Origin of the sequence: Nonomuraea turkmeniaca, assembly GCF_005889735.1 — a bacterium.
Classification (GTDB): domain Bacteria; phylum Actinomycetota; class Actinomycetes; order Streptosporangiales; family Streptosporangiaceae; genus Nonomuraea; species Nonomuraea turkmeniaca.
In genome coordinates this window covers 1-11,833 of record NZ_VCKY01000289.1, presented here as the reverse complement: position 1 = coordinate 11,833, position 11,833 = coordinate 1, and the positions used below count along the sequence as shown (strand labels likewise).

Here is an 11,833-nt window from a genome sequence, read left to right as displayed (position 1 = left end):
GGTGGTGGGGGCCGGGGAGATGCACGCGGACGGGCACGTGTTCCGGCGCAGCGCGAACGGGGTGTGGCTGGTCGACCACGTCCCGCCTGGTTATCTGCGGTTCCCGTCGTGAAGCGCGTCGCGGGCGGCCATCAGGGCGAAGCCGAGGAGGTTGAGGCCCTGCCACGTCGCCGGTGAGGCGGCGCGCTCGTCGTCGGCCGTCAGCCCGATGCCCCACACCCGGTCGCGCGGGCTGGCCTCCACCAGGACCCGGTTCGACGTGCCGAGCAGGAACGCGCCGAGGTCCGCGTGCCGGCCGAACTTGGCGACGTTCCCGCGCACGACGATCGCGAAGCGGTGCGCCTGCCACGCCGCGTCGTCGAAGCCGCTCACGGTCCGGCCGAGCTTCTTGGCCTCGCCGGGGTGACCGGCCGCCAGGATCTTGGCCGCGGTCTCGTCATCGCCGAACAGCCACGCCTTGTGCGCCATCATGTAATGCTCGGCCGAGGCGAAGGTGTGTCCGTCCTCAGTGAACGTCACCGGCCACCACTGGCTCAGGCAGCCGGGGCCGACGCCGTCCCGTGCGGGCTGGTGACCCCAGAAGTACAGATATTTGAGCTGCCGGCCTGCCCGCTCGGCGGCGGTGGCCTCGTCAACGGTCATGGGGAGGGCGACGTCGTCGGACATGCCCCAACCGTGCCACAGGTTTCATCCGGCCGCGCGGCGGAGGCGGTCGGAGACCTCGCGGAGGACCGGCACCAGCTCCGGCGGATCGAGCACCTCGAAGTCGAAGCCCTTGACCGCGATGTAGATCGCCAGTTCGTCGAGCGAGTTGGACCCCGTGCTGTACAGGCACGTGCCGGCGTCCACCGCCTCCAGCCGCCCGGCGCCCGCAGAGGTCTGGGGCGCGACCGACTCCAGGGGCGCGTGGAAGAGGATGCGGGCCTGGTAGCGGTACGGCGCGGAGGTGATGGTCCGGGACACGTACGCGGCCACGTCCTCCTGCGGCGGCGTGCGCGGCGTGAAGCGGGCCCCCGGCATCCCCAGCGGCGCCTGGATGCGGTCGACCCGGAACGTCCGCCAGTCCCCCTTGCCCACGTCCCAGGCCAGCAGGTACCAGCGGCGCGGGGTGTGGACCAGGCGGTGCGGCTCGACCTCGCGCGCGGAGACGCCCGCACGTCCCTGATAGCGCAGCCGGAGCCGCCGCTGATCGCGGCAGACGGCGGCGAGAGCGGTCAGCAGGTCGGCGCTCACGGCCGGGACGGCGGCACCGGCCAGCGGCACCGTGGCGGCCTGGAAGGCGCTCACCCGGTGCCGCAGCCGTGACGGCAGCACCTGCTGCAGCTTGGCCAGCGCCCGCAGCGAGCCCTCCTCCAGCCCGGCGACGTTGCCGGTGGCGGCGGTACGCAGGCTGATCGCCACGGCCACGGCCTCCTCGTCGTCGAGCAGCAGCGGCGGCAGGGCGGCACCCACACCGAGCCGGTACCCGCCGGCCACACCGGGCGTGGCGTCCACCGGATAGCCGAGGTCGCGCAGCCGGTCGATGTCGCGCCGCACCGTCCGCAGCCCGACCTCCAGCCGTTCGGCGAGCTCGGCGCCCGTCCAGTCGGCGCGGGACTGCAGCAGGGACAGCAGGCGCAGCAACCGGGCCGACGTCTCCAACATAAATGTCATTCTGCCTCCCCATTGGTGCCAAGCCCTGTCACCAATGGCTCCTACTGTCGAAGACATGACGAACAGCGACATCGCCTCCCAGATCACGCCGTATCGCATCGAGATCCCCCAGGCCGCCATCGACGACCTCCGCGACCGCCTCGGACGCACCCGCTGGGCCCCCGAGCTGCCCGGCACCGGCTGGGAACGCGGCGTGCCCACGAGCTACCTGCGCACCCTGGCCGAGTACTGGGCGGACGGCTTCGACTGGCGCGCCCAGGAGGCGGCGCTGAACGCGTACCCGCAGTTCATCACCACGATCGACGGCGCGGACGTGCACTTCCTGCACGTCCGCTCGGCCGAGCGGGACGCCACCCCGCTCATGCTGCTGCACGGCTGGCCGGGCTCGGTCGTCGAGTTCCTCGACCTCATCGGCCCGCTCACCGACCCGGTCGCGCACGGCGGCGCCGCCGCCGGCGCCTTCCACCTGGTGATCCCGTCGCTGCCCGGATACGGCTTCTCCGGCCCGCTGCGCGAGACCGGCTGGACGGACGGCCGCACGGCCGCCGCGCTGGTCGAGCTGATGGCCAGGCTCGGCTACGACCGGTACGGCGTCCAGGGCGGCGACGTCGGCGCCTTCATCGCGCCGCTGATGGGCCGGCTCACCCCGGATAATGTCATCGGCGTGCACGTCAACGGCCTGCTCACGTTCCCGACCGGCGACCCGGCGGTCATGGGCTCGCTGACCGAGGCCGAGCGGGGGCGGCTGGCCGGGATGGAGGAGTGGCAGCAGAAGCTGGGGGCGTACATGCAGCTGCACGGCACCCGCCCGCAGACCATCGCCGCCTCCCTGCACGACTCCCCCGCCGGGCAGCTGGCCTGGATCGTGGAGAAGTTCAAGGACTGGACCGACCCGATGGCCAAGCTGCCCGAGGACGCCGTGGACCGGGACCGCATCCTCACCGACGTGAGCATCTACTGGTTCACCGAGACGGCGGGGTCGTCGGCGCACACGTACTTCGAGCGGTTCAACGACTTCAGCGCGTGGGGGCCGGTGGAGCGCGGGACGGTGCCGACGGCGGCGGCGGTGTTCCCGACCGACTACTCCGTCCGGCCGCTGGCCGAGCAGGCGCACAACGTGGTGCGGTGGTCGGAGTTCGATCATGGCGGGCACTTCGCCGCCCTGGAGGCGCCCGGCGTGCTGATCGCCGATGTGCGGGAGTTCTTCCGCTCGCTCGCCTGAACCCTGGCCCGGCTTCCCCGCGCGGCCGGGCCTTGGCGCGTCGTCAAGGGGGCGTATGTACGGTGGTGCCCCTTGGGGCTGTTACGGTAGTCCGCGATGCGCCGGGAAGTCTGGTCGGCTTTGGACTGCCGGCTGAGCTCTCTCGGGGGGCGTTTTCACACGATGCGTGACGTTGACCGCGGTGGCGATCGGTAATGGCTGTGACACCCCCGTTCTTGGCGAGATTCCGGCATCCGGCTCAGGTCGTGGCCACGGGTTTCGGCCTGGCCATCGGGATCGGCACGAGCCTGCTCTCCCTGCCGATCGCCACCACGAGCGGCGAGTCAGCGGGCTGGGTGGCGGCCCTGTTCACGGCGGCCTCGGCCGTGTGCGTGACGGGGCTGGCGGTGGTCGACACCGAGGCGCACTGGTCGGTCTTCGGCGAGGTGGTGATCGCCGGACTGGCCCAGGTGGGCGGTCTGGGCATCATGACGATGGCCACGCTGTTCACCCTGCTCGTCTCGGGGCGTCTGGGGTTGCGGGCCAGGATCGCGGCCCAGGCGGAGACCAAGACGCTGAGCATGAGCGACGTGCGCCGCCTGGTGCTCAAGCTTGTCCTGTTCAGCCTGGTGTGCGAGGTGATCGCCGCCGCTCTGCTCACCGGGCGGTTCCTCATCGGGTACGGCGAGTCGTTAGGGCGGGCCCTCTACCTGGGCGGCTTCCACGCGGTCATGGCGTTCAACAGCGCCGGATTCACGCTCTGGCCCGACAGCCTCATGCGGTTCGTCACCGACCCCTGGATCTGCCTGACCATCGCGGGCGCGGCCATCATCGGCGGCCTCGGCTTCCCGGTGGTGTTCGAGCTGGCCCGCTACTGGCGACAGCCCCGCAAGTGGACGGTGGTGACCAGGGTCACCGTGGTGGTGACCGCGATCCTGCTGGTGGCCGGCACGCTGATCTTCCTGGTCACCGAGTGGCGCAACCCGAGGACGCTCGGCGCGCTCGACGACTCGGGCAAGCTGCTGGCCGCGTTCTTCACCGCCGTCATGCCGCGCTCGGCCGGGTTCAACAGCCTGGACATCTCGCAGATGTACCCGTCGAGCTGGCTGACCACCGATCTGCTGATGTTCATCGGCGGCGGCAGCGCGGGCACCGCGGGCGGCATCAAGGTGACCACGTTCGGGATGCTCGCCTTCATCATCTGGGCCGAGCTCCGTGGTGAGAGCCGGGTCAACATCGGCCACCGCCGCCTGCCCGAGGCCACGCAGCGGCAGGTCATCACGATCACGGTGCTGGGTCTCACCCTGGTGGCCGTCTCGACCTACGTGCTGCTCGCCCTGACCCCGCACCGGCTGGACCAGGTGCTGTTCGAGGTCGTCTCGGCATTCGGCACGGCCGGATTGTCCACCGGCATCACCGCCAGCGTGGGCCCCGCCGGGCACGTGCTGCTGACCATACTGATGTTCATCGGCAGGATCGGCCCGCTGACGCTCGGGTCCGCGCTGGCGCTCAACCGGCGCGCCCGCCACTACGAACTACCCGAGGAGCGAGTCATCGTTGGCTGAGCAAACGAGCAACCCGGTGGTGGTCATCGGGCTGGGCAGGTTCGGGACGTCGCTGGCGCTGGAGCTGACCCGGCGCGGCACCGAAGTCCTCGCCATCGACAACCGGGCCAAGATCACCCAGGCGCTGGCGGGGCAGATCACCCAGATCGCGACCGCGGACGCCACCGACATGGAGGCGCTGCGGCAACTGGGCGTGCCGGACTTCTACCGGGCGGTGGTGGCCGTCGGCGGCGACATCGAGGCCAGCATCCTGGCCACGTCGCTGCTGGCCGAGCTGGAGATCAACGACATCTGGGCGAAGGCGATCAGCACCCAGCACGGCCGCATCCTGAGCCGCATCGGCGCCCATCACGTCGTCTTCCCCGAGCACGACATGGGCGAGCGGGTGGCACACCTGGTCAGCGGGCGCATGCTCGACTACATGCAGGTCGACGAGAACTTCGCGCTCGCCAAGACCAAACCGCCGAAGGACTACGTCGGCGTGCCGCTCGGGCGCTCGAACCTGCGCCGCAAGTACGGCGTCACGATCGTCGCGGTCAAGGCGCCGGGCGAGGAGTTCACGTACGCCGACGCCGACACCGAGCTGACCTACGGCGACGTCATCCTGGTCTCCGGGCGTACCGAGCAGGTCGAGCGCTTCGCGGAACTCCCCTGAGAGGCGGCGGCCTTGGCTAGGCTTTCTGACGGAGGCCATTGATGCGCGCACGCGATCTCGCCGTCGAGTTCCCGACGGTCACCATGGACACCCCGGCCCTCGAAGCGGCCAAGCTGCTGGCCGAGCAGGACCTTCCCGGGCTCATCATCGTCGAGGACGGGCGGCCGCTCAGCATCCTGCCCGGCACGCAGGTGCTGCGGCTGGCGGTCCCGCCGTACTGCCAGGACGACCCCGCGCTGGCGCGGGTGGTGGACGAGGCCCATGCCGACCTGTTCCTGCGCAGGCTCGGCGGCAAGACCGTCCGCGAGTGCCTGCCCGAGCAGCCTCGGGAGCTGCCGGTGGCCGACTCGAAGGCCACGGTGCTGGAGCTGGCGGCGCTCATGGCCCGCACGCGCAGCCCGCTGACGGCCGTCGTCGACGGCGACGGGCGGCTGGTGGGGGCGGTCACGCTGCAGTCGCTGCTGGACCACGCGCTGGAGTTGTGATCAACGGGGCAGCCGTCCTGGCCGCGTTCCGGGGCGACGCCAGGCCCTGACGCGGCGGCGTCCGGTGCAGGCGTGTCGCCCGGACCTCCCCGTGGATCCTCGTAGGGTGGTCGCATGGCGAAGACTGCGGCACGACAGCCCGTACCCGTCCGGCGGGCCGACGCCGAGCGCAACATCGCCGCGATCCTCGAGGCCGCGACCCGGCTGCTGAGCGCCGACCCGGGCGCCAGCGTGGCCGACATCGCCAAGGCCGCCGGGGTGGGCAGGGTGACGCTCTACGGGCATTTCCCCTCGCGGGAGGCGTTGGTGGACGCCGTGCTCGATCACACGGTCGGCGTGGCGGACGCGGTGCTGGAGGACCCGTCGATCGACGCGGCTCCCGCGCCCGAGGCCATGGAGAAGCTGCTGCGGTCGTCCTGGGAGATCCTCGACCGGCATCGCCGGTTGTTCGTGGCCGCGGATCGGGTCATGGCGACCGAGCGGATCAGGGAGCATCACGACCGGCCGTTGCGGCGGGTGGAGCGGCTGATCGCGCGCGGGCAGCGGGACGGGGACTTCCGTACCGACCTGCCGCTGTCGTGGCTGGTGACGACGTTCTTCTCGATCATTCACAGTGCCGCGCAGGAGCGGGAGGCGGGCCGGCTGGCGCCGGAGAACGTGGAGCGCGTGCTGGTCACGACGATGCTCTCGGTCCTCGAACAGCCCTAGCCCGACGGGCCCGCGCCCTGGCGGACCGCCGTCCAGAAGATGATCGACCCTCGCCTTGTGCCCGCTATACCATGACCTGGTCGTCGCGACTCCGAGGGAGGACCCGTGAGTCCTGGTATTCCGGTCATGCGCATCGCCCTCACCCTGCTCGCGGCGGCGGCTGCCGGGCTCTTGCCGGCGGCCGCCGCGCATGCGCAGCAGCCGGGCGCCCCCGGTCTGGAGATCAAAGAGAGCCGGTTCCATGTCAAGGCGGTAGGCCCCGGCTTCGTGCTGAGGCTGTCACCGGGCGGCCTCGACGTACGCATCGACGAGGAGCGGTTCGGCGACCCCGCCACCGGCAATCCGATCGAGCGGCAGACGATCGACCTCACCGGGCGCACGCTGCGGCCCTTCGAGTGCCGGAACGGCACCTACACGATCAAGACGGGGACCTTCAAGCGCACCTTCCGGGTCTCGCAGTTCGCCAAACGGCCGTTGCCGTACACCGACGGGTTCGCCACCAGCTCGCCGGGCATCTTCACCCCGTTCGTCGGCGAACTCGACGGGACCGTCACCGACGCCGACGGCCGGACGCTGCGTTTCCTGATCTCGGATCTGGTGCAGGAAGTGCTGACCGCGGACGGCTTCTCCGCCACTGCGCCGATTCATGGCCTGTTCATCGATGAGCGGGGGCGGGTGCGGGATCGTATCTCGCTCATCGGCCGCTTCAACTCCGGACCCGGCGGTCAGGGCGCCACGTACGGGATCGAGGACCGTGGCACCTGCCGGCAGGTCGCCGATCTGCCCTTCGGCCCGGGGAGCGAGCGCGCGGTGGTGACGGGCCCGCTGTTCGTGCTCCCGTTCAGCGCGCCCGTGACGGTCCCCGAGGAGCACTGAGCCCGGTCCCGTACGTTGCCGCCGGTCCAGCGGTCAAGGAGTTCGGCGTCGTGGCTGATGGCGAGCACCCAGGCGCCGGTTCGCTCGTGACAGGCCTCGATCCCGGCGACGCCGTCGCACCCCCGTCGCCATGAGGATGGTGGGGCGGCAGGGAGTTGATATCCAGCCGCAAGCGAACTACGGCATTCTTGACCGGTGGAATTCCGTGACGCGGACCGACTCCTCGCCGACGCGCGCGCCCTGCTCGACGAGCACGCCTCCGCCCACCGCCAGGCCAAGGACGCCCTCGACGCGCTGCGTATCCACGTGGCCAGGACAGGGCTGGGCGAGATCCCCGTCTCGCGACTGCGGGACGTGACCGACGGCCGGCTGCGCATCGCGACGCTGGAGAAGGCCGGGTACACCACCGTCCGCCAGGTGCTGGAGGCCTCGCCGTACCAGCTGCAGTTACTCCCGGGGATCGCGGCGCGGACGGCGGGGCAGATCCACGCGGCCGCCCGGCAGATCGAGCGGGCCGCCGCCGAGGCCGCGAGCATCCGCATCGACGTCGAGCGGCGCGACCAGCCGACGACGGACCTGGTGATCGCCCTGCAACGCCTGGTGAACGTCGGCCCGGACCTCCCCCGCGCCCTCGACGCCGCCCGCGACCTGGCTCGGCGGCTCACGCCGCTGCTGGCGCAGGCGCGCCCGGCACGCAGCCGGTTGCGGATGTTGTTCACGCTCCCCGAGCGCCGCCGCCGCGCCCGCGAGGCGGTGGCCGCGATCGGCGAGCTGCTCGACGGCGCCCGCGCGACCCGGCTCCTGCTCGCCCAGGTCACCACGGATCTGCTGCGTCCCCCCGCACGGGACTTCGAGGCGTGGACGGACTTCGAGTCCCGCTCGCCGGAGTACTTCGGCCTGGTCGCGGAGCTGGCCGGCGAGCCCGTCGGCACGGGCCAGGGCCTGCTGCCCGACGACCTGGCGGCGAAGGTCAACGCCCAGCCGCTCGACGACACGCACCGCCGGGTGTCGCTCCGCGGCTACCAGGCGTTCGGCGCCAGGTTCGCCCTCGCGCAGGGCCGGGCCATCCTGGGCGACGAGATGGGGCTGGGCAAGTCGATCGAGGCGATCGCCGCGCTGGCGCACCTGCAGGCCAAGGGGATGACCCACTTCCTGGTGGTGTGCCCGACGAGCGTGCTGATCAACTGGGTCCGCGAGATCGAGTCGCGCAGCACCCTGCGGGCCTTTCCGCTGCACGGCGAGGCGCGGCTCGCGGCCCAGCAGGACTGGGCACGACGGGGCGGCGTCGCCGTGGTCACCCTCGACGGCCTGTACCGGCTGGAGGCGGGGGTCGCGCTCGGGATGCTGGTCGTCGACGAGGCGCACTACGTCAAGAACCCGGAGACCAAGCGCTCCAGGGCCGTCGCCGCCTGGTGCGCCCGCACCGAACGGGTGTTGTTCCTGACCGGCACGCCTATGGAGAACCGGGTCGAGGAGTTCCGCACGCTGATCTCGTACCTGCGGCCCGACCTGGCCGCGGAGCTGCGCAGCAGTGACGTCGTGGCGGGGGCGCAGGCGTTCAGGAAGGCGGTGGCGCCGGTCTATCTGCGGCGCAATCAGGAGGACGTGCTCGCCGAGCTGCCCGACCGGGTGGACGCGGACGAATGGGTGGAGTTCAGCGGCGCCGACTTCGAGGCCTACCGGCAGGCGGTGGCGGCCGGCAACTTCATGGCCATGCGCCGCGCCGCCTACGCCGAGCCCGCGACATCGGCCAAGCTCAAGCGTCTGCTCGAACTCGTCGAGGACGCCGAGGCCAACGGGCTGAAGGTGGTGGTGTTCTCCTATTTCCGCGCGGTGCTGGCCGCCGTCGGCGCCGCGCTGGACGGGCGGGCGCACGGGCCGATCTCCGGCGGGCTGAGCGCGGTGCGGCGGCAGCAGGTCGTGGACGACTTCTCCGCGGCGCAGGGGCACGCGGTGCTGCTCAGCCAGGTGCAGGCGGGCGGCGTGGGGCTCAACCTGCAGGCCGCCTCTGTGGTGATCATGTGCGAGCCGCAGGTCAAGCCGAGCATGGAGACCCAGGCCGTGGCGCGGGCGCACCGCATGGGACAGGTACGCAAGGTGCAGGTGCACCGGCTGCTCACGGTGGACTCCGTCGACCAGCGCATGCTGGCCATCCTGGGTCGCAAGTCGGCGCTCTTCGACGCCTACGCCAGGCGCAGCGATCTGGCCGAGTCGGCCGCCGAGGCCGTGGACGTGTCGGAGAACGAGCTCGCCCGGCTGGTGGTCGAGGAGGAGCAGCGCCGCCTCCTGAACGGCCCCCAGCCGGCCGGCGCCGCCGACGGCTGACGGGGTCAGGCGCCGATGGCCGCGCGCAACATCGGGAGCGACCGTTCGAGCGCGCGTTCCCAGTAGGGGAAGGTGTGGGTGCCCTCACCGTAGAAGTCGGTGGTGACGCGTGCCCCCGCCTGCTTGGCCCGCTCGGCGAAGGTCTGCGCCTGCGCCAGCAACGCGCCCTCGTAGTCGCCCGACGCGCCGGGCGGATCCAGCGGACCCGGCAGGCCGTCACCGCAGGACACGTAGAGCTGGACGTCCTTCAGCCGGTCCGCGAGCGCGGTGGGATTGTGGGCCTCCCACACGTCTTTGTTGGTGTCCAGGTCGCCCCAGAGGTTGCCGGGGTCCTCGCCGTTGCGGCTGACGAGGGAGCGCGTTCCGCTGCGGTCGCGGGTCGTGTCGAGGACGCCGGAGTACGACGCCGCGGCGCGGAACATGCCGGGGTGCCTGGCGGCGTACGCCATGGCGCCGAGCCCGCCCATGGACAGCCCGGCGATCGCCCGCTGGGGCCCCGCCCCGAACTCGGCCTCGATCAGCGGGATGAGCTCCTTGATGTGGTAGGTCTCCCATTTCGGGCCGCGCAACCAGTCGGAGTAGAACCCGACCTGGCCACCGTCGGGGACGACCACGATCGCCCGTAAGTCTTTCGTGAGCCGCTCCGCGCCGCCCTCGTCGACCCACACGAGGTGGTTGGGGCTGCAGCAGCCGTGCAGCAGGTAGAGCACCGGCCACGGGCCGGAGCCCGGCGTCCAGCCCTGCGGCAGCAGCACGCGTACCGGGGTCGTCGCGCCCAGCGCCGGTGATCGTACGGTGAGATCCTGCATGCGCTCGCCGGCCTGCTCCCGCGTCACCACCCGCACGCCGCTCGCCTGCTCGGGCGCGGCCGCGCCGCCGCGCAGCACCACGACGACCGCGACCACGACGACCACGGCCACGACGCCGGCCGCGGCCGCCCATATCCACCGTCTCCGCATGGGACGCTCAGCCTCCGCGTATCGTCGGATCGACCCCCCGCAACATCATCCCCTGCCCGCGCGAGTGGTGCACGTCGTCGGCGGGGGCGTCCTCGGGGTCGCGGAACTGGATGAGCAGGGTCGTGCGGGCCTCGTCCGCCCGGTTGACCCCGGACCCGTGCACGGTGAGGTAGGTGAGGAACAGCACGTCCCCCGCCTCGGCCTCGACGGGGACGGCGGCCTCCAGCGGCCACTCCGACAGCGGCAGGTGCCAGCCGCCCTCCTCGATGTGCGGCAGCGGCCCGCCGCGGTGGCTGCCCGGCACCACGCGCACGCACCCCTTCTCCTCCGGGGCGTCGTCGAAGTGGAAGATGGCGGCGCCGACCGTGTGCCTGGTGTGCGGGAAATGCGCGGCGTCCTGGTGCATGGGGAACGGCGAGCCCTTCTCCGCCGGCTTGACGAAGATCTTGGTGTGGTGGAGCTGCACGTTCTCCGACCCCATCAGCGCCGCCGCCAGGTCGGTGAAACGGGAGTCGACCATGAGCCGTGCGAACGCCGCCGAGTAGAACTGCGCGTCGTGGCAGTGACGCAGCTCGGTTGGGCGGCCGGCCAGCTCGCGCGCGCTCCCCCAGGTGGGGTCCGTACGCCGCAGGCGCGCCAGCACGGCATGACACTCCTCCCGGTACGCCGCCGCCTCCTCGCGGCTCAACAGCCCTTTGACCAGCACGTAGCCGTTGTCCCTGTAGAACCGCACCGTCGATGCCTCGGTCATGCCGCACTCCCGTCCGCCTTTGTGACGTTTCTTGCCCCGCGGCGCGAGGTACTCAGCATGCGGAAGGCCGTCCGCACATGGTTCCCGGCGGGCGGCGGCGACCAGCCGATCGCACTGCTGGAGCTGGACGGCACGGTGCGTGCCGTCCAGGCGCGGTTGTGCTGAGGTGGGTCAGTGCTGGCAGTGGACCGGGTGCGTGGCCTGCGCCGCCGGCTTGTTGTGGTTGAGCACCTCGATCCTGACCGTTCCGTCGGTTCGCGACGGCCGGTGCCAGCTCCAGGCCTGGATCTCCAGGATCCCGCTCTGGGGCACCGTGATCGTGTCGGTCCGCTGGGACTCGCCTCGATCACGAGCGGAGGGTGATCTCCGTTCCCGCTGGCGCGGCGAACGCGCCGAAAGCCGTCGGGTACGGAGCCTCCACGCAGTCCCCGTAGGAGAACTCCTGTCACACGCCGGGCTCGGCAATCGGTAACGTAGCCGCGTAAAACGTTTCATTAAGGTCTTCGGGAAGGTCCTCCTTGGATTACGAACGTCAGCCGTACCGCAGGTGCGGTCGCAGCGGACTGCTGCTGCCCGCCGTGTCGCTCGGTCTGTGGCACAACTTCGGTGAGGGCAAGCCGGTCGAGAGCCAGCGGGCGATCCTGCACAAGGCGCT

Annotated in this window: 12 protein-coding genes and 1 pseudogene; 8 read left to right on the top strand and 5 right to left on the bottom strand. The window is 71.4% G+C overall.

Features of this window, described 5'->3' with window-relative positions:
• Window positions 1-90: 90 nt before the first annotated feature.
• Both ETD86_RS47540 and ETD86_RS47535 read right to left on the bottom strand, forming a co-directional pair.
• On the bottom strand, window positions 91-666 hold the full coding sequence (locus tag ETD86_RS47540; RefSeq protein ID WP_138673214.1) for a riboflavin biosynthesis intermediates N-glycosidase: 576 nt from the start codon (window positions 664-666) through the stop codon (window positions 91-93).
• Between the two features lie 21 nt (window positions 667-687).
• The gene (locus tag ETD86_RS47535; RefSeq protein ID WP_170223664.1) at window positions 688-1,644 is read right to left on the bottom strand and encodes a helix-turn-helix transcriptional regulator; all 957 of its coding nucleotides are present in this window, start codon (window positions 1,642-1,644) and stop codon (window positions 688-690) included.
• A gap of 64 nt (window positions 1,645-1,708) precedes the next feature.
• Here ETD86_RS47535 and ETD86_RS47530 point away from each other — a divergent pair, with 64 nt between their 5' ends.
• From ETD86_RS47530 to ETD86_RS47500, 7 genes are all read left to right on the top strand, one after another.
• Window positions 1,709-2,875, top strand: coding sequence for an epoxide hydrolase family protein (locus ETD86_RS47530; protein WP_138673212.1), 1,167 nt, complete (start codon window positions 1,709-1,711; stop codon window positions 2,873-2,875).
• A gap of 215 nt (window positions 2,876-3,090) precedes the next feature.
• Complete coding sequence (locus tag ETD86_RS47525; protein ID WP_342779355.1) at window positions 3,091-4,419, top strand: TrkH family potassium uptake protein; 1,329 nt, start codon at window positions 3,091-3,093, stop codon at window positions 4,417-4,419.
• The gene (locus ETD86_RS47520) at window positions 4,412-5,074 is read left to right on the top strand and encodes a potassium channel family protein (RefSeq protein ID WP_211370758.1); all 663 of its coding nucleotides are present in this window, start codon (window positions 4,412-4,414) and stop codon (window positions 5,072-5,074) included. Before ETD86_RS47525 ends, ETD86_RS47520 begins: the two co-directional genes overlap by 8 nt.
• Window positions 5,075-5,115: 41 nt before the next feature.
• Window positions 5,116-5,559 (top strand): CBS domain-containing protein, encoded by a 444-nt coding sequence (locus tag ETD86_RS47515; protein WP_138673210.1) that lies wholly within the window; start codon window positions 5,116-5,118, stop codon window positions 5,557-5,559.
• 114 nt (window positions 5,560-5,673) lie between these two features.
• Window positions 5,674-6,267, top strand: coding sequence for a TetR/AcrR family transcriptional regulator (locus ETD86_RS47510; RefSeq protein ID WP_138673209.1), 594 nt, complete (start codon window positions 5,674-5,676; stop codon window positions 6,265-6,267).
• 105 nt (window positions 6,268-6,372) lie between these two features.
• Window positions 6,373-7,143 (top strand): hypothetical protein, encoded by a 771-nt coding sequence (locus ETD86_RS47505; RefSeq protein WP_138673208.1) that lies wholly within the window; start codon window positions 6,373-6,375, stop codon window positions 7,141-7,143.
• Between the two features lie 195 nt (window positions 7,144-7,338).
• The gene (locus tag ETD86_RS47500; protein WP_138673207.1) at window positions 7,339-9,468 is read left to right on the top strand and encodes a DEAD/DEAH box helicase; all 2,130 of its coding nucleotides are present in this window, start codon (window positions 7,339-7,341) and stop codon (window positions 9,466-9,468) included.
• 5 nt (window positions 9,469-9,473) lie between these two features.
• On the opposite strand, the gene ETD86_RS47495 is transcribed toward ETD86_RS47500, so the two are convergent.
• The 3 genes from ETD86_RS47495 to ETD86_RS56160 form a co-directional block, all read right to left on the bottom strand.
• Entirely contained in the window at window positions 9,474-10,427 is a 954-nt protein-coding gene (locus tag ETD86_RS47495) for an alpha/beta hydrolase (RefSeq protein WP_138673206.1), read from the bottom strand.
• A gap of 7 nt (window positions 10,428-10,434) precedes the next feature.
• Window positions 10,435-11,178, bottom strand: coding sequence for a phytanoyl-CoA dioxygenase family protein (locus tag ETD86_RS47490; RefSeq protein ID WP_138673205.1), 744 nt, complete (start codon window positions 11,176-11,178; stop codon window positions 10,435-10,437).
• Window positions 11,179-11,349: 171 nt separating this feature from the next.
• Window positions 11,350-11,490 (bottom strand): hypothetical protein, encoded by a 141-nt coding sequence (locus ETD86_RS56160; protein ID WP_170223663.1) that lies wholly within the window; start codon window positions 11,488-11,490, stop codon window positions 11,350-11,352.
• Window positions 11,491-11,696: 206 nt separating this feature from the next.
• Between ETD86_RS56160 and ETD86_RS47485 the strand changes: the two are divergent.
• Window positions 11,697-11,833 (top strand): annotated as a pseudogene (locus tag ETD86_RS47485) (L-glyceraldehyde 3-phosphate reductase); the annotation flags it as partial.